The organism is Flavobacterium facile, assembly GCF_036321945.1.
Lineage (GTDB): Bacteria > Bacteroidota > Bacteroidia > Flavobacteriales > Flavobacteriaceae > Flavobacterium > Flavobacterium facile.
The window spans coordinates 132,071-155,888 of record NZ_JAZAYT010000035.1; the positions used below are offsets into that span (position 1 = coordinate 132,071).

25 protein-coding genes are annotated in these 23,818 nt (G+C 30.4%); 11 read left to right on the plus strand and 14 right to left on the minus strand.

What is annotated here, in order from left to right; translation table 11 throughout:
* Positions 1 to 173 precede the first annotated feature (173 nt).
* From recA to UEQ13_RS13120, 4 genes are all read left to right on the plus strand, one after another.
* Entirely contained in the window at positions 174 to 1,178 is a 1,005-nt protein-coding gene (recA, locus tag UEQ13_RS13105) for a recombinase RecA (protein ID WP_166128428.1), read from the plus strand.
* A 93-nt stretch (positions 1,179 to 1,271) separates the two neighbouring features.
* Complete coding sequence (locus UEQ13_RS13110) at positions 1,272 to 1,679, plus strand: hypothetical protein (protein ID WP_329806784.1); 408 nt, start codon at positions 1,272 to 1,274, stop codon at positions 1,677 to 1,679.
* A 3-nt stretch (positions 1,680 to 1,682) separates the two neighbouring features.
* Positions 1,683 to 2,222 (plus strand): RNA polymerase sigma factor, encoded by a 540-nt coding sequence (locus UEQ13_RS13115; RefSeq protein ID WP_329806785.1) that lies wholly within the window; start codon positions 1,683 to 1,685, stop codon positions 2,220 to 2,222.
* Positions 2,219 to 4,012 carry a hypothetical protein gene (locus UEQ13_RS13120; RefSeq protein ID WP_329806786.1) on the plus strand — a complete coding sequence of 598 codons (1,794 nt, stop codon included), beginning with the start codon at positions 2,219 to 2,221 and terminating at the stop codon, positions 4,010 to 4,012. The genes UEQ13_RS13115 and UEQ13_RS13120 overlap by 4 nt, the downstream gene beginning before the upstream one ends.
* An 87-nt stretch (positions 4,013 to 4,099) precedes the next feature.
* Here the strand turns inward: UEQ13_RS13120 and UEQ13_RS13125 are convergent, their stop codons facing one another.
* Positions 4,100 to 4,840 carry a lysophospholipid acyltransferase family protein gene (locus UEQ13_RS13125; protein WP_329806787.1) on the minus strand — a complete coding sequence of 247 codons (741 nt, stop codon included), beginning with the start codon at positions 4,838 to 4,840 and terminating at the stop codon, positions 4,100 to 4,102.
* 314 nt (positions 4,841 to 5,154) lie between these two features.
* Between UEQ13_RS13125 and trpS the strand changes: the two genes are divergently transcribed.
* Positions 5,155 to 6,126 (plus strand): tryptophan--tRNA ligase, encoded by a 972-nt coding sequence (gene trpS, locus UEQ13_RS13130; protein ID WP_329806788.1) that lies wholly within the window; start codon positions 5,155 to 5,157, stop codon positions 6,124 to 6,126.
* Positions 6,127 to 6,280: 154 nt separating this feature from the next.
* Here the strand turns inward: trpS and UEQ13_RS13135 are convergent, their stop codons facing one another.
* Positions 6,281 to 6,601, minus strand: coding sequence for a GIY-YIG nuclease family protein (locus tag UEQ13_RS13135; RefSeq protein ID WP_329806789.1), 321 nt, complete (start codon positions 6,599 to 6,601; stop codon positions 6,281 to 6,283).
* Between the two features lie 148 nt (positions 6,602 to 6,749).
* Entirely contained in the window at positions 6,750 to 7,853 is a 1,104-nt protein-coding gene (gene dprA / locus UEQ13_RS13140; protein WP_329807241.1) for a DNA-processing protein DprA, read from the minus strand.
* A 138-nt stretch (positions 7,854 to 7,991) separates the two neighbouring features.
* Here dprA and UEQ13_RS13145 point away from each other — a divergent pair, with 138 nt between their 5' ends.
* Together UEQ13_RS13145 and UEQ13_RS13150 are read left to right on the plus strand one after the other, a co-directional pair.
* Complete coding sequence (locus UEQ13_RS13145; RefSeq protein WP_329806790.1) at positions 7,992 to 8,990, plus strand: HU domain-containing protein; 999 nt, start codon at positions 7,992 to 7,994, stop codon at positions 8,988 to 8,990.
* Between the two features lie 65 nt (positions 8,991 to 9,055).
* Complete coding sequence (locus UEQ13_RS13150) at positions 9,056 to 9,568, plus strand: acyl-CoA thioesterase (protein ID WP_329806791.1); 513 nt, start codon at positions 9,056 to 9,058, stop codon at positions 9,566 to 9,568.
* 458 nt (positions 9,569 to 10,026) lie between these two features.
* Here UEQ13_RS13150 and UEQ13_RS13155 read toward each other — a convergent pair whose 3' ends face one another.
* Both UEQ13_RS13155 and UEQ13_RS13160 read right to left on the minus strand, forming a co-directional pair.
* Positions 10,027 to 10,260 (minus strand): hypothetical protein, encoded by a 234-nt coding sequence (locus tag UEQ13_RS13155; RefSeq protein ID WP_329806792.1) that lies wholly within the window; start codon positions 10,258 to 10,260, stop codon positions 10,027 to 10,029.
* A 1-nt stretch (position 10,261) separates the two neighbouring features.
* Positions 10,262 to 10,597, minus strand: a complete 336-nt coding sequence (locus UEQ13_RS13160; protein WP_329806793.1) for a PadR family transcriptional regulator — start codon at positions 10,595 to 10,597, stop codon at positions 10,262 to 10,264.
* Positions 10,598 to 10,725: 128 nt separating this feature from the next.
* On the opposite strand from UEQ13_RS13160, the gene UEQ13_RS13165 reads away from it, so the two are divergent.
* Positions 10,726 to 11,778: a ferredoxin--NADP reductase gene (locus tag UEQ13_RS13165; protein ID WP_329806794.1), complete on the plus strand. Its 1,053-nt coding sequence runs from the start codon at positions 10,726 to 10,728 to the stop codon at positions 11,776 to 11,778.
* A 62-nt stretch (positions 11,779 to 11,840) separates the two neighbouring features.
* On the opposite strand, the gene UEQ13_RS13170 is transcribed toward UEQ13_RS13165, so the two are convergent.
* Positions 11,841 to 12,869, minus strand: a complete 1,029-nt coding sequence (locus UEQ13_RS13170) for a glycosyltransferase family 9 protein (RefSeq protein ID WP_329806795.1) — start codon at positions 12,867 to 12,869, stop codon at positions 11,841 to 11,843.
* Positions 12,870 to 13,475 (minus strand): DUF4254 domain-containing protein, encoded by a 606-nt coding sequence (locus tag UEQ13_RS13175; protein WP_329806796.1) that lies wholly within the window; start codon positions 13,473 to 13,475, stop codon positions 12,870 to 12,872. It lies immediately after the preceding gene.
* Between the two features lie 69 nt (positions 13,476 to 13,544).
* On the opposite strand from UEQ13_RS13175, the gene upp reads away from it, so the two are divergent.
* The gene (upp, locus tag UEQ13_RS13180; protein WP_329806797.1) at positions 13,545 to 14,198 is read left to right on the plus strand and encodes a uracil phosphoribosyltransferase; all 654 of its coding nucleotides are present in this window, start codon (positions 13,545 to 13,547) and stop codon (positions 14,196 to 14,198) included.
* Here upp and UEQ13_RS13185 read toward each other — a convergent pair.
* The gene (locus UEQ13_RS13185) at positions 14,193 to 15,119 is read right to left on the minus strand and encodes a DUF6427 family protein (protein WP_329806798.1); all 927 of its coding nucleotides are present in this window, start codon (positions 15,117 to 15,119) and stop codon (positions 14,193 to 14,195) included. The two genes, upp and UEQ13_RS13185, sit on opposite strands and share 6 nt — an antisense overlap.
* Positions 15,120 to 15,163: 44 nt before the next feature.
* Here UEQ13_RS13185 and UEQ13_RS13190 point away from each other — a divergent pair, with 44 nt between their 5' ends.
* Entirely contained in the window at positions 15,164 to 15,397 is a 234-nt protein-coding gene (locus UEQ13_RS13190) for a DUF6341 family protein (RefSeq protein WP_329806799.1), read from the plus strand.
* Between the two features lie 68 nt (positions 15,398 to 15,465).
* On the opposite strand, the gene purD is transcribed toward UEQ13_RS13190, so the two are convergent.
* Complete coding sequence (gene purD, locus UEQ13_RS13195) at positions 15,466 to 16,737, minus strand: phosphoribosylamine--glycine ligase (RefSeq protein WP_329806800.1); 1,272 nt, start codon at positions 16,735 to 16,737, stop codon at positions 15,466 to 15,468.
* A gap of 112 nt (positions 16,738 to 16,849) precedes the next feature.
* Here purD and UEQ13_RS13200 point away from each other — a divergent pair, with 112 nt between their 5' ends.
* On the plus strand, positions 16,850 to 18,157 hold the full coding sequence (locus UEQ13_RS13200) for a phenylacetate--CoA ligase family protein (protein WP_329806801.1): 1,308 nt from the start codon (positions 16,850 to 16,852) through the stop codon (positions 18,155 to 18,157).
* A gap of 130 nt (positions 18,158 to 18,287) precedes the next feature.
* On the opposite strand, the gene UEQ13_RS13205 is transcribed toward UEQ13_RS13200, so the two are convergent.
* From UEQ13_RS13205 to UEQ13_RS13225, 5 genes are read right to left on the minus strand one after another with little or no spacing between them, the layout of a single operon-like run.
* The gene (locus UEQ13_RS13205; RefSeq protein WP_329806802.1) at positions 18,288 to 19,052 is read right to left on the minus strand and encodes a glycosyltransferase family 2 protein; all 765 of its coding nucleotides are present in this window, start codon (positions 19,050 to 19,052) and stop codon (positions 18,288 to 18,290) included.
* Complete coding sequence (locus tag UEQ13_RS13210; RefSeq protein ID WP_329806803.1) at positions 19,052 to 20,404, minus strand: undecaprenyl-phosphate glucose phosphotransferase; 1,353 nt, start codon at positions 20,402 to 20,404, stop codon at positions 19,052 to 19,054. The genes UEQ13_RS13205 and UEQ13_RS13210 overlap by 1 nt, the downstream gene beginning before the upstream one ends.
* Before the next feature lies 1 nt (position 20,405).
* Positions 20,406 to 21,389 (minus strand): UDP-glucuronic acid decarboxylase family protein, encoded by a 984-nt coding sequence (locus UEQ13_RS13215; protein ID WP_329806804.1) that lies wholly within the window; start codon positions 21,387 to 21,389, stop codon positions 20,406 to 20,408.
* On the minus strand, positions 21,389 to 22,717 hold the full coding sequence (locus UEQ13_RS13220) for an O-antigen ligase family protein (protein ID WP_329806805.1): 1,329 nt from the start codon (positions 22,715 to 22,717) through the stop codon (positions 21,389 to 21,391). Before UEQ13_RS13220 ends, UEQ13_RS13215 begins: the two co-directional genes overlap by 1 nt.
* The gene (locus tag UEQ13_RS13225) at positions 22,650 to 23,765 is read right to left on the minus strand and encodes a DUF1972 domain-containing protein (RefSeq protein WP_329806806.1); all 1,116 of its coding nucleotides are present in this window, start codon (positions 23,763 to 23,765) and stop codon (positions 22,650 to 22,652) included. The genes UEQ13_RS13220 and UEQ13_RS13225 overlap by 68 nt, the downstream gene beginning before the upstream one ends.
* Between the last annotated feature and the right edge of the window lie 53 nt (positions 23,766 to 23,818).

The window sequence follows — 23,818 nt, forward strand, 5'->3', positions numbered from 1 at the left end:
AACATTTTAAGGTTAGAGACGCGATTTAATACGTCTGATACAGAAATAAATATAAGGAACTCTAATTGGAAGAATTCTGCTGCAAAGTTATAATTTTTTAGAAAATCACAAAACATATTAACAATGTTTGTTCCGATTAAAAAATTCTGTATTTTTACGAAAAATTTATTATTATGAGCACGGAAAAAGAAGCAAAATTAAAAGCCTTACAATTAACATTAGACAAATTAGACAAGACTTACGGTAAAGGAACTGTAATGAAAATGGGAGATTCTGCCGTAGAAGAAGTAGAAACCATTTCATCAGGATCTTTAGGTGTAGACATTGCATTAGGTGTAAATGGATATCCGAAAGGAAGAATTATTGAAATTTACGGACCAGAATCTTCTGGTAAAACAACCTTAACTTTACACGCCATAGCAGAAGCTCAAAAAGCAGGTGGAATTGCCGCTTTTATTGATGCGGAACATGCTTTTGACCGTTTTTATGCCGAAAAATTAGGTATTGATATTGATAATTTAATTATTTCTCAACCAGATAACGGAGAACAAGCATTAGAAATTGCTGAAAGTTTAATTCGTTCTGGAGCGGTTGATATTGTAGTTATTGACTCGGTTGCTGCATTAACACCAAAAAGTGAAATTGAAGGTGATATGGGTGATAGCAAAATGGGATTACACGCTCGTTTGATGTCGCAAGCGTTAAGAAAATTAACAGGTACGATTCATAAAACAAAATGTACCGTATTTTTTATCAATCAGTTGAGAGATAAAATTGGCGTTATGTTTGGTAGTCCAGAAACTACAACTGGAGGAAATGCCTTAAAGTTTTATGCTTCAATTAGAATTGATATCAGACGTTCTTCGCAAATTAAAGACGGTGACAATGTTATCGGAAACAGAACCAAAGTAAAAATTGTAAAAAATAAAGTAGCGCCACCTTTTAGAACTTGTGAATTTGACATTATGTATGGTGAAGGTGTTTCTAAAGTTGGTGAAGTTTTAGATTTAGCGGTTGACTTTGAAATTATAAAGAAAAGTGGTTCTTGGTTTAGTTATGGGGAAACCAAATTAGGACAAGGACGAGATTCTGTAAAACAATTAATAAAGGATAATCCAGAATTAATGGACGAATTAGAAGCAAAAATTAAAGCTTTATTAAAAGAGCAAAACGCTTAATAAATTAAAAATCATCCTTTTGGATGATTTTTTTTTGATAATGACGCAACCTTTTTGTAATTTTTGCATCTATAAAATAAAACATCTTATAAAATGAAAAAAATAGTAGCACTTATTGGGATTTTTTTATTGTCAATTTCATGTTCTGTTGATGATAACAGTCCAAAACTGCATTATGAGTTATTAAAAATAGACTCTGTTGAATTACCGACAGATTTTATTATAAATGAAGAAAATGATATTCAAATAAATTTTATCAGACCTTCAAACTGTTATGGTTTTGATGGTTTTTATTATGAAAAAAATGAATTTACCAGAACAGTAGCTGTACAAGGAATTGTTTTCGATAGAGATAATTGCACGCCGTTATCAAATCCTATTTCTAGTCAAACTTTACATTTTACTCCTACAGTATCTGGAACTTATACTTTCAAATTTTGGAAAGGTAAAGACGCTAATAATGTTGATATTTTTGAAGAAATCTCTATTGTTGTACCATAATTAATGATTGATAAGCTTCTACATCTATGTAAGAATAACAATACTCAAGCACAAGAACAATTGTATAAGCTTTTAGCTCCAAAATTGTTTGCCGTTAGTTTAAAGTATTCGAGAAGTTATGAAGAAGCGCAAGATAATTTACAAGAAAGTTTTTTAATCATTTTTGAAAAATTAAAACAATTTAAAAACGAAGGTTCTTTTGAAGGTTGGGCAAAAAGATTAGTTGTTAATTATGTTTTACAACAGTATAGAAAACAAGGTTTATTTTTAGAATTAGTTTCAGATAATATTCCAAATGTGGAAGATGTTGAAATTGACGATGAATCTGTAACAATGGATTTTTTGTTAAAAATTATTCAAGAATTACCAGATAGGTACCGATTGGTTTTTAACTTATATGTGGTTGATGGTTTCTCACACAAACAAATTGCCGAAATGTTAGAAATAACAGATGGTACTTCTAAATCTAACTTAGCAAGAGCTAAAATGATTTTGAAAGAAAAAATACAAAATTATAATACCGCATTCTCAAAGACAAAATGAAGAAAGAAAACAAAAATATAGAACGTCTTTTTCAGGAAAAATTTAAGGACTTTGAGGTTTCCCCACCAGATATTGTGTGGGAAAACATTCAAGAGAAATTACATCCTAAAGAGAAAAAAAGAAGAGTGATTCCATTTTGGTTTAAAACCGCTGGAATTGCAGCTTCATTTGTAGCCATTATGTCTGTCCTTTTTTTTAACAGAAATACGGATTTTAATAACTCAAATACGAACAATAGTAACGCTGTAGTCACTTCTGAAAACAACAACAACAACAATCAGAAAACTGATTCGAATTTATCTAATTCTTCTGAATCCCACTTAAATAAAAATAAATCCAATTCAACTTTTATAAATGAATCGGGAAACAATTCTGATTCTAATTCACTTGTAAATAATGTAAGCGCTACTAGTTCTTCAAAAAATGGTAGTTCTAATTCGAAAACAGATTCAAAATTAAATAAAAGTTCATTAGACAATTCCAAGACTTACAAATCTAATGGTGGTTTCGTTTCGAATCAAAAAAACAAAATCGAACAAAATATTTATAAAGAGAACAAAAAATATTATACTAGTTCAGCTTCAGGAATTGCTGCTACAAAAAATTATAAAAACAATACTAACACAAAATCAAATTCCTCTAAGAGTAAAAAACCTAGTTTTAATGATTTCAATTCCTCAAAAACCAACAATTCAAATTCTGGTTTAACTGATATAAATACAATTAAAACATTCAATAGATCAAAAAACAACAATTCGAGTACCGAAATTATTGATGTAAATACTTTTAACAAATTTAATACATCTAAAAATAACGATTCAAATTCTGGTTTAACAGATATTAATAATTTTAATTCTACTCCTACAACGTTAAACAAAAACACAAATTCGAATGGTATTCTTATAGAAAATGGATTAGAAAATTCTATTACAAATTCAATAGCTATTACCGCTATTGAAGATATAAAAATTGACACCATAACATTGGCAACTGTTACAATTGAGGAAAACCCAATGGAAAAATTGCTTCGTGAAAAAGAGACAAAAAAAGTTGCTGATGAAAAAGAGAAATGGAGTAAATGGGCTGTAAACAGTTTTGTTTCGCCTATTTTCTTCAATTCTTTTGAAAATGGTTCTCCAATATCTGATGAATTTGCTACTAACGAAAAAACGTATAATAATTCTACCAGTTATGGTGTGGGAATTGCTTATAATGTAAACAAACGTTTGTCTGTAAAAACAGGAGTTAGCAATTTAAATTTAGATTATGATACCCAAAATATTGCTTTCTATTCTAGCTTTGAAGATCAATCCAAAATTGCCAATACGAATATTGAAAGAAATACAAATGGTAAATATTTAGTTTTAAAACACGAAAAAGATATTTCAAAAAACGTGTCTGAAAATCAAATTATACAATCAAGTCAAAATTTAGGAAATTTAAATCAAAGAACCCAATATATTGAAGTTCCTTTAGAAGTATCATACGCTATACTAAACAAAAAAATTGGAGTAGCTATTAAAGGTGGAATGAGTACTTTATTTTTAACCGAAAATGCAATTTCTATAAGTGGAAACGATGGAAATGTACAAATTGGAAAAGCTTCAAACCTAAATAACGTTCACTTTAGTAGTAATGTTGGATTAGGGTTAAGCTATAATTTTATGAAAAATTTCCAATTGAATGTGGAACCGACATTAAAATACCAAATTAACACTTTTAATAAAAATGCTGAAGATTTTTCACCTTATGTTATTGGTGTAAATACAGGAATTAGTTATAAATTTTAAAGTTAGTTACATAATTTAGTTAAGTTGTTTCACAACTTTGTATAGTAAAGTTTGAAACTAGGAAAGCGCCACGCCAATGGCGCTTTTTTATTTTTGATCGTTTTCTAAATCCGCTAAAATAATTTTTCTGACTTCTTCTTTTATATGATGTCTTTCTTCCATCAACTTTCCTTTAGTTTCAATAGGCTTATGAATTATAGCTCTCATTTTACCCGGAGTTCCGCTAAAAAAAGTATACGAAAATCGTTTTTTATTGTCGAAAAAAGTCATCGGAACAATTGGTAGTTGGTGTTCAATCGCAATACGAAAAGCGCCATCTTTAAATTCATCTAGTAAAACACTTTCATCTGGCACACCGCCTTCTGGAAAAATACAAATACTCAAACCTTGTTGAATTCTTTTTTGGGCACGTTCAAAAACTTCATATCGACTTTTGCTGCTTTTTCTATCCACCAAAATACAAACGCGTTTATAAATAAATCCGAAAATCGGAATTTTAACCAATTCTTTTTTTCCCACAAACACAAACGGATGATTTTTCACCGCAATTAGCATTAGCATGATATCTGTCATTGAAGTGTGATTAGCGACTAACATATAACTTTTTCCATCTTCAAAAATTTCGTCACCTTCTATGGAATATCTAAAACCCATTCCAATTAAAATTATTTTTGCCCAAATACGCGCAATTTTAAAAAATAATGGATAGGTTTTTTCGCTTAAAATCGAAACAAAAATAAATGGAAACAAGACAATTATTGGAACTAATAGTAACATGTAAAACCAAATTCTATAAAGTAGCCACAACGGATATAGTAAAACCTTCATTTTTATTTTTTTTATGAAACACAAATATAGCACTTCAAAACAAAACCACACCCGCTTTCCTTTATATCTGTTACAAATTGCTTTTTAAGTAGCAATTTGTAAAAGGATGCCACTGCAATCGGGGTTATTAATCACGTAATATTGTTTTAACTAACTTTTTAATCCCTTTTTAACTCAAAATTATCATCATATTCATCATATAAATTTTACACAATCAAAATCTCCCCAAATCACCCTTTCACTAAGTCGCAAAGTCATAAAATCACTTGGCTCTTTTTACATAAAAACTTACATTTGCAAAAACAAGTAACCAAATGGCAAAAATATTAACGGGCGTACAAAGTACAGGAACGCCACATTTAGGAAATTTATTAGGTGCAATTATTCCTGCTATCGAAATGGCAAATAATCCTGCAAATGAATCGTTTTTATTTATTGCCGATTTGCATTCGATTACGCAAATTAAAAACGGAACAGAACTTAAAGAAAACACCTATAGCACAGCTGCAGCTTGGTTAGCATGCGGTTTAGATACTGAAAAAGTGGTGTTTTACAGACAATCAGATGTGCCACAAACCGCAGAATTGTCTTGGTATTTAAGTTGCTTTTTCCCTTTTCAACGTTTGACTTTAGCGCATTCTTTTAAAGACAAAGCCGACAGATTAGACGATGTAAATGCTGGTTTGTTTACCTATCCGATGTTAATGGCTGCTGATATTTTATTGTACGATGCAGAAATCGTCCCTGTTGGAAAAGATCAAATGCAACATTTAGAAATCACTCGTGATGTCGCTTCTCGTTTTAACCATCAAATGGGTGAAACTTTCGTATTACCAGAAGGAAAAACGAGCGAAGACACCATGTTGATTCCAGGAACAGACGGACAAAAAATGAGTAAATCTCGTAATAACTTTATCAATATTTTCTTAGATGATAAAGCCTTATTAAAGCAAATCAAAAGCATAGAAACAGACAGCACACCTTTAGAAGAACCAAAAAATCCAGAAACATGTAATGTTTTTGGGTTGTATAAATTATTAGGTTCAGAAGAAGAAATTGCACAATTAAAAGCTAAATATTTAGCTGGAAATTTTGGTTTCGGACACGCGAAGCAAGCGTTATATGATTTAATTGCTGAGAAATTTAAAACAGAAAGAGAAAAATACAATTACTACATTAACAACTTAGAAGAAGTAGATAAATTACTTTTCGAAGGTGCAGCAAAAGCAGGTAAAGTAGCAGATGGTGTTTTAAAAAGAGTAAGAGAGAAATTAGGGTTTATGTAATCGTTTTTTTGTCATTCCGAACTAAACCTCATTTCTGTCATCCTGAACTTGTTAGTGTATTTTGTCATCCTGAACTTGTTTCAGGATCTATATTATTCTAAATTAAATGAAGCGAGACTAAAACAAGTTCAGGATGACAAGATTGCGTGCTTTGTCATTCCGAACTTGTTTCGGAATCTATATTTTTCCATAAATTTATCCAAGAAGGATTTTCTTTTTCAATTAAGTTTATTTTCCATTGTCTGTGCCAATTCTTTAATTGCTTTTCTCTAGCAATTGCATCGCCTATATATTGAAACTCTTCAAAATAAACCAAAAGATTCAACTTATATTTGGATGTAAATTTCGATCCTTCACCATTTAAATGTCTTTCCATTCTATCATCAATTCCACCTGTAACACCAATATATAAAGTACCATTAGGTTTATTAGTTAAAATATAAACCCAATAATTATGATATGTTCTATAAGCCATTTTTTAAAAAAATTTTATCTTCCTAAACCTGTTAGTGTATTTTGTCATCCTGAACTTGTTTCAGGATCTATATTATTTAAAAGAGAAGCTGAAACAAGTTCAGCTTGACAAGATTGTGTGTTATGTCATTCCGAACTCGTTTCGGTATCTACACCGCTTCAAACAACTTTCCTGGTAACGGTCTAATAACGCCTTTCAATTCCATATTTAATAATAAAGAAGAAATTTTAAAAATGGGAAAATCGCAATCTAAAGCAATAATGTCCATTAGTTCTGGCTCTTTGTTTTGAAGGTAATCATAAATTTTTTGTTCATCTTCTGTTAAGGAAACAAATAATTGTTTTTGGATTGGTTTCACTTTTTTATCTGCCAAATCCCAATTTAAAATATAAATCAAATCTGCAGCGCTATTGAGCAAATGTGCGCGTTGTGTTTTTATCAAATTATTACAACCTTGACTAAATTTATCTGTAATTCTTCCTGGCACAGCAAAAACATCTCGGTTATAATCGTTAGCTATATTTGCTGTAATTAAAGAACCGCCTTTTTCAGCGCTTTCAATTACGATAGTCGCTTCGCACATTCCGGCAACAATACGATTTCGCTTGATAAAATTTTCTCTATCAGGATTAGAGGTGCTCCAAAATTCGGTCATAAAGCCGCCATTTTGTTCCATTTTTGCCATGTATTTTTTATGCATTTTCGGATAAATTTGATTTAATCCATGTGCTAAAACACCAATGGTTTGCAAATTATTTTCCATAGCAGTTTGATGGGCGACAATATCTACACCATAAGCAAATCCGCTCACAATAATGGGATTTAATGGCGCCAAATCAGTAATCAGTTTTTTGGTAAATTCTGTTCCGTAAGGTGTAATTTGTCGGGTTCCAACAATGTTTATCAGCCTTCTATTTTCAAAATTAATATTTCCAGATTGGAACAAAATAACTGGACCATCGATACAATGTTTCAATCGTTCCGGATAGTTTTCATCTAAATAATAGGAAAGAGAAATGTTTTCTTTTTCAACAAATCGAAGTTCGTTTTCCGCTAATTGAAAAACTGATTTTTCCTGTAATTTTTTGTAGAGAATTTCGCCTACACCATCAATAGCTAACAGTGCTTTTTTCTTAGATTGAAAAACATCTTGGGCAGAACCACAATGGTTAATTAGTTTTTTGGCAACAACATCACCAATTCCGTCCACTTTTAAAAGTGCGAGTGCGTGTAATAATTCAGTATGTAACATGGCGTATAATATATCCTGCAAATATATTTATTTTTTAGTAATATGAAAATCAAACCTTAATAAACATAAAGCGTAGATTGTTAATAAAAATTGTTGATAAAATTTTGTTTTTGTCTTTGAATACTTAATTTTGTGACTATGAAAATAGAGAAATACATTTCTGGATTATTGTACCGATACCAATGTGTAAGCATTCCTGGTTTTGGTGCTTTTTTAAGTGAATGGCAATCGGCTCAAATAGCGGAAGGTCATAATTCGTTTGTACCGCCAAGAAAAGTTATTTCTTTCAATTCAAACATCAAAACAAATGATGGTTTGTTGGCGAATCATATTGCCTTACAAGAAAAAATTAGCTACGAAACTGCTTTAGCTAAAATTCAAACGCAAGTTGTTTTTTGGTTAGAAAAACTTCAAAATAAAGAAGTTTTAACATTAGAGAATATTGGTGAAATTTCTTCAAATTCTGAAAATAATTTCGTTTTTAAACCAAATACTTCTGTCAATTATTTAATGGATTCTTTTGGTTTGTCTGGTTTTAATTCTCCAGAAATTATCAGAGAAAATCAAACGAAAAATGTAGCTAAAACCATTTCTATCGCTCAAGAGATTGTAGAAAATGAAATTTTAGAAGAAGAAGAAGAAGAAGAAGTTATTGAAGATGAAACTCCAGTAATTCCATTAGTTCAAAACAAACCAAATACCAATTGGTTGAAATATGCAGCAGCAATTGCGCTTTTTTCTTCAGCTGGAACCTATGGTTATAAAATGTATTACGATTATACGATTGATCAGAAAACCATTTTAGTAGAAAAATCAGTTCAAGAAAAAATAAATCAAAAATTACAAGAAGCCACTTTCGTTTTACCCAATCCGATGGCAGCTGTCGATTTAACTTTAGAAGAAAAACCAAACGCAAAATACCACGTTGTGGCTGGCGCATATAGAAGTGAACAAAATGCAGAAAAAGCTAGGAAACAATTAGTTTCTCAAGGTTTTGAGGCGCATTTACTAACCAAAAACAAATATGGATTAATTCCTGTAGCTTTTGGAAGCTATTCCAATTTAAAAGAAGCGCAGAATTTAAAACTCCAAATTAAAGCAAAAGATAGCATCGATGCTTGGTTGCTAATAGACTAATCCCTATTTTGGGATTTTTTTATGCCTTGTTTTTAAATCAGAGTTATTATCTTTGTAAAAAAACAATGCAAAACAAATATCCTTCAGACTCAATTACTGTTCTTACAGATTTAGTTTTACCTGGTGAAACTAATCCTTTAAATAATCTTTTTGGTGGTGAATTATTAGCTCGTATGGATAGAGCTGCAAGTATTACTGCGCGTCGTCATTCACGTAGAATTTGTGTAACCGCATCTGTAAATCACGTAGCTTTTAACAAAGCGATTCCATTAGGAAGTGTGGTAACCGTGGAAGCAAAAGTATCTAGAACTTTTTCTACATCTATGGAAATTTTTATTGATGTTTGGACCGAAGACAGAGAATCTGGTATCAAAAACAAAGCGAACGAAGCTATTTATACTTTTGTAGCTGTGGATGAAATGGGAAGTCCAGTACCGGTTCCACCAATTGAACCACAAACGGAATTAGAAATTCAACGCTTTGATGCTGCATTAAGAAGAAAACAATTAAGTTTAGTATTAGCTGGAAAAATGAAACCTAGTGATGCAACAGAATTAAGAGCGTTATTTACGAAATAAAAATTTTCTGAACCTACTCCAAAAAAGAGTAGGTTTTTTTATACATATTTACAAATACTTTTATCAAAAGTTTCATTGAAATAAATATTGGTTTCTCTTTTTAAAGCTCTTCATTTCAGAATAATAAAAATTTAAAAAAGCAATAAAAACAAATAGTATAATGCTGTTGAAAATAATCGATGATGTGAAACTTTCTTTTGCACTTTTATAAAACAAATTACCTATTTGATGTAAAATAAATAAAATAGAAAAATTTTTATCGATGTAGTAAAATTTTTTGCTTCTATTTATTAATAAATGACCAACACCAAACAGTATATATGAAATTAAAACACTAAAAAGGAAATAATTGCTACTGTTTTTTATACCAAACTTGATTGTAAATATATAAACAGCAAAAGAAACGATTAATGCCAAAAGAATCTGAATAGGCTGAATAATAAAACGACCAAATTTTTTCAATGTTCTATGAAATGTAATCCTTCTTCTTTGTTTAGTTTTAATAATTCCGTTTTATTTATAACCATATAGTTTTTGAAAGCGTCGTAAAAATCTAAATTTTCGACTTCCATTTTTTGTTCAACTGCTGTAGCTACATGATCTAACATTTCCATTCGAATGTCATAATAAATGACTTGGCTGTTTTTTAAATAATTGTCTATGAATTGAATATTCTCTTTAGTTAACTTCATCTTAATAACTTAATTTTGGATTTACAATTGTTTGCATGTTTTTTATAAATTCTTCTAATTCGGCTAAACGATTTACTGTTTCAGAAGTTCCTTTCTGTGTCAATTTATAATACTTTCTTAATCGATTATCTACTTTTTCAACTTCCACATCTAACAATCCTTCCGATTCAAGTTTGTGCAAAGCTGGGTACAAAGCACCTTCAGTAATATTTAATTCGCCTTTGGTAATTTCTTTTACTTTTTGCGTAATTTCATAACCATACATTCTGCCTTTCTCTTCTAAAAGCTTCATAATAATAGTATTTAAACTTCCTTTGTATAATTGTGAATTTTTCATTGTTTAGTATTATTAGATTACAAATATACATAATTTTCTTATGCATAATAAACTTATGTATAATTTTTTCTTAGACAGGGCGGGTAATTTTATATAATAGTAGTATTTTTGTGAAAAATAATTATACTATGGATTTTTATAAATTAGCCATAAAGGAAATCAAACGAGAAACTAAAAATGCCGTTTCTATCGTTTTTAATATTCCTGAAGAACTAAAAGCAGTATATCAATTTATTGCAGGACAATATGTTACTTTAAAACTAACTTTAGACGGAAAAGAAATTCGTAGAGCGTATTCTATTTGTTCTTCTCCGAAAAGTGGCGAGATGAGAATTGCTGTTAAAGAAGTTAAAAGCGGAACGTTTTCGAAATTTGCAAATAACAATTTAGCTATTGGTGATTTACTAGAAGTAAGTGTTCCAGAAGGGAAATTTGTTTTTGAAGCGAAACACGATCATCAAAAAAGTTATGCGGCTTTTGCTGCAGGAAGTGGAATTACACCCGTTTTATCTATTGCGAAAAGTATTCTAGAAGAAGAACCGAATAGTACTTTTGTTTTGGTTTATGGAAATAAAACAGAAGCAGAAACTATTTTTCACGACGAATTACATGCGCTACAATTAAAAAATTTAGGTCGATTTTTCGTGCATTTCGTTTATAGTCAAGCTAATGTTGCTGGCGAATTGTTTGGAAGAATTGATAAATCTGTAGTGAATACAGTGCTTAAAAACAAACATGCAGATAAAACGTTTTCTAAGTTTTATTTATGTGGACCAGAGGAAATGATCAAAGTCGTTTCGGCAACTTTAACTGAAAATAATGTAGCTGAAAAAGATGTCAAATTTGAATTATTTGGTACTTCTCCTGCTCCAGAAAACAAAGCTGCAGCCGGACAAAACGGACACACTAACATTTCAATTTTAGTAGATTCTGATGAAGTGACTTTTGAAATGAGTCAGAAACAAACCATTTTAGAAGCGGCATTAAAACAAGGTTTAGATGTGCCTTATTCTTGTCAGGGTGGAATTTGTAGCAGTTGTATTTGTCGTGTTACAGAAGGAAGCGCAGTAATGAATAAAAACCAAATTTTAACAGACAACGAAGTAGCAGAAGGTTTAGTTTTAGCTTGTCAGGCTGTACCAACAACAGCAGAAATTAAAGTTGATTTTGATAATATTTAAAACTATCAAAAAAGTAATAAAAAACCCTAAATCGAATTTTTGATTTAGGGTTTTTCTTTTTTTTATAAAACTGAATTGATTTTACTCACAATCGTTTCTGGTAAAATACTTCGCATTGCATTTTCATAACCTTCCACTTTTTTATTTCCATAAACCGAAGTCGGTAAAAACGGAAATTGTTCTCTGTTAGAAGTCATACAAAAATCATCCGGTTGGTTAAACGGTTTGAATCCTGCAAAAGGATGTGTGGCACCCCAAAGTGTAATGACATTCACGCCCAACATGGCTGCAATATGTGCGTTTCCAGAATCCATAGAAAGCATTACTTTTAAATTAGAAATTAAATCTAATTCTTGTTGAAACTTAATTTTTCCAGCAACAACAATCACATTTTTATGATGGTTTTTTAATTGATTTAGTTTCTTAATTTCTTCATCGCCACCACCAAATAAAAAGATTTTATTAGACGTATTTTTCGCTAATTCATCAATAACTTCTTGCATTAAATCTATCGGATACACTTTGCTTTCATATTGTGCGAAAGGTGCGATTCCTATCCAATTTCCTTCTTTTTTTCCAGTAATGGCAAATATTTCTTCTGATAAAATGGCTTTTTCAGAAAATGTTGGTAGGTTTAAATCTAAAGGAAAACCTAATTTTTCAAACGTTTCGCAATGTCTGTCAAACATTGATTTTGTTGGAGAAATGGTTTTAATGGCTAACTTGGTGAGTTCTTTTTTGTCTTTTCGTCCTTTATCAGTAGCGGCTACTTTCTTACCTGATAGAGTGAATAATGTTCTAACAACTTTCGAACGTAACACATTATGTAAATCGGCAACGGCATCAATATTCAATTTTCGTAAATCGGAAAACAAGCGTAGCAATCCTAAAAAACCTTTATGTCTTTCTTTTAAATCTATGGCAAAGAAAGTTACGTTTTCAATGTCATCAAAAAAAGGTTTGAAAAAAGGTCGAGAAACCACTGTGAGTTGCACATCAGGATATTGCAAAGAAAAAGCTTTCAGCACAGGAACTGTCATAGCGACATCGCCCATAGCTGAAAGCCTGATAACTAAAATGTGTTGCGGCATTTATTTTTTATTTTGATACAAAACCGGATTCAAATCTTCGTCGTTGTACATTTTCATTTGTTTGTAAACTTTCATGAATTTGTCGCCGTTTTCAATATCTTCTACTAATTGACTAATGGAAATAAACATATCGTTTTTTTGATCTAACAATACGTTCAATTTTTCTTGACATTTCGCTCTGTGTTCCGCAGTTGCTTCTTCACGAGTTGCCTCTTCGTTCATATGGTAAATTTTCAAAGCTAAAATCGATAATCTATCAATTGCCCAAGCAGGACTTTCTGTATTAATTCTAGCATTTGGTTTCACTTGAACGTGCGCATATTTCTGTAAAAAATACCCGTCAATATATTCAACCATATCCGTTCTTACTTGGTTAGAGGCATCAATTTTACGTTTTAAATCTAACGCGGCAACTGGATCAATATTTGGATCACGTACAATATCTTCATAATGCCATTGTACGGTATCTACCCAGTTTTTTGCAAATAACAAGTGTTCTACTGAACCTTTTTCAAATGGATTTAATACAGGTTGGTACACATCATCAATAATATGATACGCTTTTATAGATTGTTCAAAAATGGGAAAGGCAAATTCTGCAAACATAGTTTCTATTTTAATTTACAAAAATAAGGATTTTTTGTACTTTTAACCTCAATTTTCAAATTATCTCACATGAATGTACATTATATCTCCGAACAAAATAGTATTTTAAATCATTTTCTTACGCAACTTAGAGATGTAAACATTCAGAAAGACAGCATGCGATTCAGAAAAAACATTGAACGTATTGGTGAGATTATGGCTTATGAATTAAGTAAAAATTTAGAATATAAAGATATTGCTGTTCAAACTCCGTTAGGTGTAAAACATACTACAACTATTGCTGAAAATATTGTTTTATGTTCGATTTTAAGAGCTGGTTTAGCACTTCATCAAGGTTTTATGAACTTTTTTGACGATGCAGAAAACGGTTTTGTTTCAGCCTACAGACATCATTATAATAACGATGATGAATTTGATATTTTGGTAGAATACAAAGCTACGCCAACTTTAACAAACAAAAGTTTAATTTTAATTGATCCGATGTTAGCCACTGGAAAATCTTTAGTAGCGGTTTTAAATAAACTGTTAGTAGACCACAATCCAAAACACATTCATATTGCAGTCGTTATTGCAGTTCCAGAAGGTATTCAATATTTACAAGAAAACTTACCCGACAATTGTCATTTATGGGTGGCTTCGTTAGACGAAAAATTAAATGAGAAAGACTATATCATTCCTGGATTAGGCGATGCTGGCGATTTAGCGTATGGAAATAAGTTATAATTGCGCAAAAAAGAAAAACAATCCAACTGCAAATAACAGATATAAAGAAACTTCTTTATAAACGGAATCTTCAAATTTTTCGAACATATTCGCACCTAAAATAGATAACGGCGCAAAAGAATAAATTAACAAATCATTAGATTTATTTGGCGAAAAAATATAAATTCCAATAGCTAAAATAAACGAAAAGTAAATTTGTTTATACGACGATTGCATGTTTAAGGGTTTGTTCTGATAATCGAAAGTTTGTGAAGCAAAAAACAAGGCTGAAATAGAAACAAACAAAGCCAATGCCATATTTTGATACACATTATCAAACGCAAAAAAGTTAAAACTTACATCGTTAATACTATCATCAATAGTATAATTATCAAACAAAACCAAACTGGCGAAAATATACAAAATCCAAACACAAAGAAAAGAAACAAAAGGCAACAACCAGTTTTTAAAATCTTTTCCTGAGTGAAATATTATCGAAATAAATACTAAAACAATATACAGAATACTCCAAAAATGGAATATTGCGGAAAGAAAAATCCAAAAAGACGCATCGAAAATTTTCTCTTTAGGAGAAACTAAAGTTTTTAACGAAACTAATCGTCGTAAAGCCAATAATAAAAACACATTTGACAATACAATTTTAGTATTGTTTAATATGGTTGGAAATAAAAGTATAAATACAAAAAAGATAAGAATCGCATAATTATCGTTCTTAGTTAGTGAGTTTTTTAAAGAAATAAAGTTGACTAAAAAAAACGAAAATACAATTAAAACAAAAACCGCTGCCTTTTCAATTATAATATTAGTGGTAAAAACGGTGTTTGAAACTTGAAATTGATATAAAAAAAAGCAAGAAAGTAGCATTAAAAAGATTAATGCGTAATTAATTGGTCGAGTTTTACTAAAAAGGCTTGCAATCATAAAGATATTTTATATTTTTGTAGTGTAAATATAATAATAAAAAAATGAAAGCATTTTTCGAAGCAATACAATTTTTATTTGTTGAAGTACTTTTTGTACCAATGGACTTATTAAGAGGTTGGGAATTAACAAACTGGTGGGGTGCAAATATCATCAACTGGGTATTTATTTGTATCTGTTGTTATTGGACTGTTTATTGGACAAAACAATTACAGATTTTCAAAAAATCTGGAGAAGACGAGCAAGATACAACGGCTCACTCTTTCTTAACAAAATAATAAAAAAGCCGAATTTTGAAATGAATTGGTTTCAAAATTCGACTTCTATAAATTGATGTAAGATTTGACTATAAATCGAATCCTATATCTTTTCTATAATTCATCTTATCAAATTTTAGATTTTCTATAGTTTGATAAGATTTTTTTGTGGCATCTGTGAACGTAGCTCCAAAAGATGTTACCGCTAAAACACGACCTCCATTAGATACAATTTTTCCGTTTTCTTCTTTTGTTCCTGCATGGAAAACTAAAGATTCCGTGTTATGATCTAATCCAGAAATTTCTTTTCCTTTTTCAAATTCTTCAGGATAACCGCCAGAAACGACTACAATTGTAGCTGCCGTTCTTTCGTCTAATTCGAATTCAAAATCTGATAATTTTTCTGTCGCAACGGCTTGAAACAAAGCGACTAAATCACTTTTAATTCTTGGAATAACCACTTCTGTTTCCGGATCACCCATTCTCACATTATATTCAATCACAAACGGATTATCTCCCACTTTTATCAAACCAATAAACACAAAGCCTTTGTATTCAATGTTGTCGTTTTTTAAACCGTTGATCGTTGGAATTACAATTTGCTCTTCAATTTTTTGCATCAAAGTCGCATCTGCAAATGGAACTGGAGAAATAGCGCCCATTCCACCGGTGTTTAAACCAGTATCGCCTTCACCAATTCTTTTGTAATCTTTTGCCGTTGGTAAAATTTTATAATTTTTTCCGTCTGTTAACACGAAACAACTTAATTCAATTCCGTCTAAAAACTCTTCAATAACGACTTTGGCACTAGCAGAACCAAATTTAGCATCCACTAACATCGCTTTCAATTCGTCCTTAGCTTCTTGTAATTCGTTTAAAATTACCACACCTTTTCCGGCTGCTAAACCATCCGCTTTTAAAACATAGGGTGGAGAAAGTGTTTCTAAAAAAGCATACCCTTTTTCAACAGTTTCCGAAGTAAAACTTTCATATTTGGCTGTTGGAATATTATTTTTTACTAAAAATTCTTTGGCGAATTCTTTACTTCCTTCTAATTGTGCGCCTAATTTTGATGGTCCAATTACTGGAATAGCATTTAAAGCTGCGTCATTTTTAAAGAAATCGTAAATTCCGTTTACTAAAGGATCTTCAGGTCCGACAACAACCATTTCAATTGCATTGGCTAAAACAAATTGTTTAACAGTTTCAAAATCGTTTGGATTCATGGCAACATTTGTTGCTATTTGTGCTGTTCCTGCGTTTCCTGGCGCTACAAAAAGTTGTGAGCAAAGTGCGCTTTGAGTCATTTTCCAAGCAAATGCATGTTCTCTTCCTCCAGAACCTAAAAGTAAAATATTCATATCGTGTGTGTTGTTTGTTGCTGCAAAAATAGTTTGTTTTAATTGGAAAAAAAAGTAAGTCTTTGTTAGATTATAAAATTAGGTTTGTTATTTTTGAATAAATTCAGAAAACGTGTTCCACTTATTTCATTTATCGTTAAAAATTAATGGTTTCCCCATGAAGGAAGCCCAACTTGAATTTGAAAAAAATCTACAAATTTCTGAATTCGATTATCAAAAACATATTGAAGATAAAAGAAATGAAATCGTCCAATTTCATTTAGAAAACAACCCTTTCTATAAAAATTTAGTTGGAAATACTGCTATTACAGATTGGAAGAATTTACCGATTCTAACCAAAAAAAATTTGCAAGTTCCTTTAAAAGATAGACTTTCGAAAGGTTTTGAAAAGAATATTTACATCAATAAAACTTCCGGTTCTAGTGGCGATCCGTTTATTTTTGCGAAAGATAAATTTTCGCACGCGCTAACTTGGTATTCCAATATTTATAGATTTGGTTGGTTTGGAATTGATTTTAATACGTCGTTTCAAGCGCGATTTTATGGAATTCCGTTGGATAAACTCGGCTTTTATAAAGAGCGTTTCAAAGATTTTTTAGCGAAAAGATATCGTTTTCCAATTTTCGATTTATCGGATGTGGTTTTGGAAGAAATTCTGAAAAAATTCCAACAGAAAAAATTCGATTATATCAACGGATATACGAGTTCTGTGGTTCTTTTTGCTAAATTTTTACAAGCGAAAAACATCGTTTTAAAAGACGTTTGTCCGACTTTAAAAGTATGCATGGTCACTTCAGAAATGCTTTTTGATGCTGATAAAATACTACTTGAAAAGTATTTAGGAATTCCAATTGTCAATGAATATGGCGCTTCTGAATTGGATTTATTAGCTTTTCAAAATCCTAAAGGCGAATGGCAAGTTAATTCTGAAACCTTATTTATTGAAATTTTAGATGAGAATAATCAACCCGTTCCAAAAGGCACTTCTGGAAAAGTAGTGGTGACTTCTTTATACAACAAAGCGCATCCTTTTATCCGATATGAGATTGGCGATATGGGTGTTTTAGACGAAAATAGCACATGGAAAAAACCAATTTTGAAGCAATTAATTGGTCGAACTAACGATGTGGCTATTTTGCCAAGCGGGAAAAAATCGCCTGGATTGACGTTTTATTATGTGACAAAAAGTATTATTGAAGATGATGGAAACGTGAAAGAATTCGTTATTAAACAAACAAAATTGGACTGTTTTGAAATTGATTATGTAAGTGAGGCAGCACTTTCTTCCGCACAAATTGACGAAATTCAGAAAGCGGTTGATTTGTATTTGGAACCGAATTTGAAGTTTACTTATACTCGAAAAGAATTCTTAACTCGAAGTAATCGTGGGAAATTGAAGCAATTTACTTCTTTGTTGTAAATTTATTTTCTTTAGCCACGAATTCACGAATATTAAATTTGTTTGCGATAAAAATTAGTTCGTCGTTGACGAAAATTCGAATTTAATCAAATTAAAAAAAATAATTCGAAAATTCGTGGCAAAAATCTATTTACTTTTTATTATACTTAGGTTTGATGACCAATTGAACATACAAAAATCGCAACGTATCTAAACAAGCTGAAAAGAAATTTCGTTGGTGAAAATCTCTATACACTTTGAAATTATATTTTATTAATTTCCATTTAGAAGCCGAAATAGAATCTTCTCTAACTCTGTAATACGCCAGACTTTCTGGCACTGGAATTGCGGTTTCTATTTGCTTTACAATTTGCAACCAAAGCATCCAATCTTGTCTTTTTTTGATGGACGAAATCGGAATTTTTCCAAAAAAATCTACGGAATAAATTCCAGTTAAATTGCCAATCCAATTGCAATAATATAATTGTTTATAGGTGATTTTTGAAGGAGTTGTGATCATTTCATTACGCAAATTTCCAGCTTCATCGATAGTTTCATAAAATGAAAAAGTGAATGGAATATTTTGAGTTTCCATGAATTGGAGTTGTTTCTCTAGCTTTTCGGTTTTCCATAAATCGTCTGCATCTAAAAAAGCGATAAAATTTCCGGAAGCTTGTTGAATAGCATAATTTCTTGCCACTCCAGCACCAGCGTTTTTTTCTAATTTAAAAGCTTTTATACGAGTATCTTGAGAAGCAAATTTCGAAATTATAGCGTAGGTTTCATCTGAAGAACAATCATCCATAAGAAGCAATTCCCAATTTTGGTGCGTTTGAGAAATAACGGATTGAATGGCTAGAGAAATATACTTTTCAGAATTGAAACATGGCGTAATTATGGAAATTAACGAGTTCATTAGTACGCTTTTTCTTCTCCTTTAATGGCGTTGAAAACGGTTTTATAAATGATTCTTAAGTCTAACAAAATAGACCAATTTTCTAAATAAAAAATATCAAATTTCACTCTGTTAATAATGTCTTTTTCTGTCTCCACTTCACCTCTACAACCATTTATTTGGGCTAAACCTGTAATTCCGGGTTTAATAAAATGTCTTACCATAAATTTATCAATGCTCTTTGCATACATTTCGGTATGGCTAACCATGTGAGGTCTTGGTCCAACCACAGACATATCTCCTAAAACCACATTGAAAAACTGAGGCAGTTCATCAATACTAAATTTTCTGATTATTTTTCCTAGTTTGGTAACTCGAGGATCATTTTTTTGTACTTGTTCTAAATCTGCTTTCGAGTTTAATCGCATGGATCTAAATTTATAGCAATAAAACTCTTTATAGTTAAGTCCGTTTCTTTTTTGTGTAAAGAAAACCGGTCCTTTTGATTCTAATTTTATAAATAAAGCAATTAAAGGTGTTAACCAAGATAGTAAAAATATGATTACTAAAAAAGAGAAAACAACATCAAAAAAACGTTTAAATCTTTTGTTTATTTCTTTATCTAAAGGAATTGTTCTAAGTGAAATAATTGGAATATATCCGTAATATTCAACAGCTAAGTTTCTTAATAATCTGTTTTTACTATCTGGTAATAATTTTATAGTTTTAAGATTATTATCTGCGAAATTGATTAAACTATTTAAATCTGAATTACTTAATGTGTTTAAAGAACCATAAATTTCATCCACATTATTTATTGAAACAAATTCATAACATTCATTAATTTCATTTTTTTTATTTGTTTTTAAATCAAATGTTCTTAATAAATTATAACCATAATCAAGATTAGTATTAAAAAATGTTTTTAGTTCTTCAACATCTTTACCATTACCTAAGATAATTACATTTCTTAAATTACCTCCATAAAATAATCGGTATTTTCGAAGTAGAAAAAATATAGAGAATTTTATAAATCCGACTCCAATAAAAGAAGAAATAATATAATACCAAATTTCATCTGGTGTTACATATTTATATTTATAACCAACATAAGCAAATGTGATCAAACTTACAAAAACAAACTGTTTTACAAGTTTTCCGAAAATTGCCGTTTCTTTAGTAAAACGATACACTTCATAAAAGCCCGAATAATAAGAAACAATAATCCAAAACACAGATAAAATAGTGTGATAACCAAAATTACTCATAGCCGAACGTAGACACACTAATATTAATAGATTTACAATTAATAAATCTAAGAAAGTAATTAGTGGTCTTATAAAACCCGAATATCTACCTGCCTTTGGCTTCAAACTAATAAATAAATTTTGAGAAATCTTTGTGTTCTTCTTTAGCTAATTCTTCAGGAGAAAGTGATTTGAAATATTCATACGTAATTTTCATTCCTTCTTCTCTATTTACCTTTGCGCTCCAGCCTAAGATTTCTCTAGCTTTTGTAGTGTCTGGTTGACGTTGCATTGGGTCATTTACAGGTAAATCTTTATAAATTACTTTCTGATTGGTACCTGTTAATTTCATAATTTCTTCTGCAAAGTCAGAAATTGTTATTTCATCTGGATTACCAATGTTTACTGGTAAATGATAATCTGAAAGTAATAATCTATAAATTCCTTCTACTTGATCGGTTACATAACAAAAAGAACGTGTTTGACTTCCATCTCCAAAAACAGTTAAGTCTTCACCACGAAGTGCTTGTCCAATAAATGCGGGGATAACACGACCATCATTTAATCGCATTCTTGGTCCATACGTATTAAAAATACGAACAATTCTCGTTTCTACACCATGAAAAGTGTGGTAAGCCATTGTAATGGATTCTTGAAAACGTTTGGCTTCATCGTATACACCACGTGGACCAATTGTGTTTACGTTTCCGTAATATTCTTCTGTTTGAGGATGCACTAATGGATCTCCATAAATTTCAGAAGTGGATGCTATAAGAATTCTTGCTTTTTTAACTCGAGCTAACCCTAATAAATTATGTGTTCCTAACGAACCTACTTTTAAAGTTTGGATTGGAATTTTTAAATAATCAATAGGACTTGCTGGTGAAGCAAAATGTAAAATATAATCTAATTCACCAGGAACGTGAACAAATTTTGTAATATCGTGGTGATAAAACTCAAAGTTTTTTTCTTTAAATAAATGTTCGATATTTTTTAAGTCACCTGTTATTAAATTATCCATTCCGATAACGAAATAGCCTTCTGCTAAAAATCTATCGCATAAATGAGAACCTAAAAATCCTGCCGCTCCTGTTATTAATATTCTTTTCATTAGTTTTTAAGTTTTTTATATTCATTTGTATTAAACAAGCAATAGAATATTATAAAATATAAAACTCCAGTTTGTCTCCATAAAAATGATTCGGTCAAAAATAAGCTTATCATTAGAATTGCAAAAGAAATATGCATAAAATCTTTGTTTTGAATTGCTTTTTTTATGTTTAGAAATAAAATTACAATTAAAAGCAGGAACCCAATAAAGCCAAGTTCGGCAAAATTCTGCACATATTGGTTGTGAAAATTAAATGAGCCATAAACTGGATATAAATTATATTTTAATTCTTTCTCTTTTAATTTATGTAAAGATGCATTTAATCCTAATCCTTCCCAAAAAATCGGTTCTTCTTTAAAAATTTCAAGAAACATTCGGAATTGATACACTCTAAAAGCTGTTCCTGGGAAGTAATCACTTTGTGTGAATTTTTCATTATTCCAAGCTTCATAAATACTTATATAATTTACACCTTCATTTGCTTCGTTATACACATTATGACTTATACTTGTATTGGTGTTCGATTGAAATTCAACTAAAAATCTATTTTTTATTTTACTAAAACTTAAAATACTTCCTACGACTAAAATAAAAATAGTTAAGTTTCTCAATCGCATTTTGTTTGACGATTTTGAAAAATAAAAGAAATGAATGCCAATTAAAACTAAGAATACAACGATTATATTTTTAGAAGATAATAAAAAAATGAAAATAAAAAGAACAGAAGCACATAGAACATCTAATTTGCTTTTTATTTCTTTACTTAAGAAATAGAAAAACGCTACAGCAACATATACAGAAACGTGAATGGCGTTTAATAGTTTTGGAACCAGTCCGAAATCGTCATCATATTCGCCATGATAGAAAAATGCTCTTTGATCACCATAAATTATATATCTAACTGCAGCTCTTACTAGAAAAAAGACGGCATAAAACACCATAGCATGACCATAATATTTTAGTAATTTCAGTATCTGATCTTTAGTAAAAGGTCGCATTAAAAGAAATGTAACCGGAATTAATAATAAAGTAATTTCTTTGGAAATTGCTGTAGTGGTTCTGGAAACATCAGCAGTCCAAAAATAGGAAGCAGCCATCCAAAAAAACAATAAAATTGGAACTAAAAAGGTGACTTGAGTTGATACTTTAGAGTTTCTGTTAAATAGTAAAACAGATAAAATAAAAATTGCCGTACTAACATTATTAATTGCCATTAAAGTTGGCAAAGTAATTAAGATAAGTAAAAAAGGTAAAAAAGATTTATTTAACTTTTGCTCCTGTAGGATTTCTTGCCAAGCATTTGCTAAAAAACTGTAAATATTCTTCATTTATTTTGTTCCAATTAAACTTATTCGCAATGGCTTCAAAGTTGTTTTTTACAAACTGCAAGTTATCATTTTTTTTAATTGTTTCAAGTATTTTTTTCACCTCTTCTGCTGTTTCAAAATAATAGGCATTTTCATTTAAAACTCCTTTATTAAAATGGTTATTGTGCGCTACAACTAAAGCTTGCGAGGCCATGGCTTCTAATAAAGAAGGATTTGTGCCACCAACGGTGTGTCCGTGAAAATATAAATTAGAGAAATATCTTAAATTGTCTAGATGATTAAGGTTATAAAGCGCGCCTAAAAACTGTATTTTTTTGCAAGTAGCAAATTTGTTTTTTAAGTATTCGCCATATTTTGTATTGTGGTTTCCTATGACTAAAATTGGTTTTTCATCCGTGCTTTGCATCACGCCTTCTAAAACCATGTCTAAATTATTTTCTGGTTCGAAACGTGCCATAATCATATTGAAATGATACTTTTCAACGTTATAAACATCTAAAATTTCTTCATTTGGTGCATCAAAATTATGAGCACCGTAAGCAATATATTCGCTTTCTTTATGGTGCGTTTTCAATAAATAATCTTGAATGCCTAATGAATCAGAAATTAAATAATCACTTTTTTTAGCTGCTAATTTTTCGGCAATTTTTAAAACTTTTTGAACCGATTTGCTGTATTTGGTTCGTTTCCATTCTAAACCATCCATATTCGTAATAACAATACTTTTTTTTGGATGTAAATCGTACCAAAAAGCGCTACTGGTGTAACCTAATTGTAGAATAATATCAAAATTTCTCTTGCGAGAATCTAATATACAGTTTAAATCATAGATAAATTGTCCGGCTGTTCCAATTTTATGTTCTGGATCGTTACATTTAATTAAATTTACCTTTTCAAATGTGGTTTCTTTATATGTATGATTATGTGGAGAATACACAAACACATCATGACCTTCTTGTGCGGCATAAGTGGCGAAAAATTCAGCAAATTGTTCAAATCCACCATAATTATTGGGAATACCTCGGGTTCCTAAAATTCCTATTTTCATTCAAGCAATAAATTTGAGGACAAATATAGTTTTTTGAAAAAAATATGTTTGTA

Bases quoted from the DNA above. Each gene is read 5' to 3' on its own strand.
- UEQ13_RS13120 (WP_329806786.1), top strand. From the start codon at position 2,219: ATGAAGAAAGAAAACAAAAATATAGAACGTCTTTTTCAGGAAAAATTT.
- UEQ13_RS13115 (WP_329806785.1), top strand. From the start codon at position 1,683: ATGATTGATAAGCTTCTACATCTATGTAAGAATAACAATACTCAAGCA.
- trpS (WP_329806788.1), top strand. From the start codon at position 5,155: ATGGCAAAAATATTAACGGGCGTACAAAGTACAGGAACGCCACATTTA.
- UEQ13_RS13205 (WP_329806802.1), bottom strand. From the start codon at position 19,052: ATGAACTCGTTAATTTCCATAATTACGCCATGTTTCAATTCTGAAAAG.
- UEQ13_RS13165 (WP_329806794.1), top strand. From the start codon at position 10,726: ATGGATTTTTATAAATTAGCCATAAAGGAAATCAAACGAGAAACTAAA.
- UEQ13_RS13175 (WP_329806796.1), bottom strand. From the start codon at position 13,475: ATGTTTGCAGAATTTGCCTTTCCCATTTTTGAACAATCTATAAAAGCG.
- UEQ13_RS13225 (WP_329806806.1), bottom strand. From the start codon at position 23,765: ATGAAAATAGGAATTTTAGGAACCCGAGGTATTCCCAATAATTATGGT.
- UEQ13_RS13190 (WP_329806799.1), top strand. From the start codon at position 15,164: ATGAAAGCATTTTTCGAAGCAATACAATTTTTATTTGTTGAAGTACTT.
- upp (WP_329806797.1), top strand. From the start codon at position 13,545: ATGAATGTACATTATATCTCCGAACAAAATAGTATTTTAAATCATTTT.
- UEQ13_RS13220 (WP_329806805.1), bottom strand. From the start codon at position 22,717: ATGAAGAATATTTACAGTTTTTTAGCAAATGCTTGGCAAGAAATCCTA.
- UEQ13_RS13170 (WP_329806795.1), bottom strand. From the start codon at position 12,869: ATGCCGCAACACATTTTAGTTATCAGGCTTTCAGCTATGGGCGATGTC.
- UEQ13_RS13160 (WP_329806793.1), bottom strand. From the start codon at position 10,597: ATGAAAAATTCACAATTATACAAAGGAAGTTTAAATACTATTATTATG.
- dprA (WP_329807241.1), bottom strand. From the start codon at position 7,853: ATGTTACATACTGAATTATTACACGCACTCGCACTTTTAAAAGTGGAC.
- UEQ13_RS13145 (WP_329806790.1), top strand. From the start codon at position 7,992: ATGAAAATAGAGAAATACATTTCTGGATTATTGTACCGATACCAATGT.
- UEQ13_RS13135 (WP_329806789.1), bottom strand. From the start codon at position 6,601: ATGGCTTATAGAACATATCATAATTATTGGGTTTATATTTTAACTAAT.
- UEQ13_RS13110 (WP_329806784.1), top strand. From the start codon at position 1,272: ATGAAAAAAATAGTAGCACTTATTGGGATTTTTTTATTGTCAATTTCA.
- UEQ13_RS13150 (WP_329806791.1), top strand. From the start codon at position 9,056: ATGCAAAACAAATATCCTTCAGACTCAATTACTGTTCTTACAGATTTA.
- purD (WP_329806800.1), bottom strand. From the start codon at position 16,737: ATGAATATTTTACTTTTAGGTTCTGGAGGAAGAGAACATGCATTTGCT.
- UEQ13_RS13155 (WP_329806792.1), bottom strand. From the start codon at position 10,260: ATGAAGTTAACTAAAGAGAATATTCAATTCATAGACAATTATTTAAAA.
- UEQ13_RS13215 (WP_329806804.1), bottom strand. From the start codon at position 21,389: ATGAAAAGAATATTAATAACAGGAGCGGCAGGATTTTTAGGTTCTCAT.
- UEQ13_RS13125 (WP_329806787.1), bottom strand. From the start codon at position 4,840: ATGAAGGTTTTACTATATCCGTTGTGGCTACTTTATAGAATTTGGTTT.
- recA (WP_166128428.1), top strand. From the start codon at position 174: ATGAGCACGGAAAAAGAAGCAAAATTAAAAGCCTTACAATTAACATTA.
- UEQ13_RS13185 (WP_329806798.1), bottom strand. From the start codon at position 15,119: ATGATTGCAAGCCTTTTTAGTAAAACTCGACCAATTAATTACGCATTA.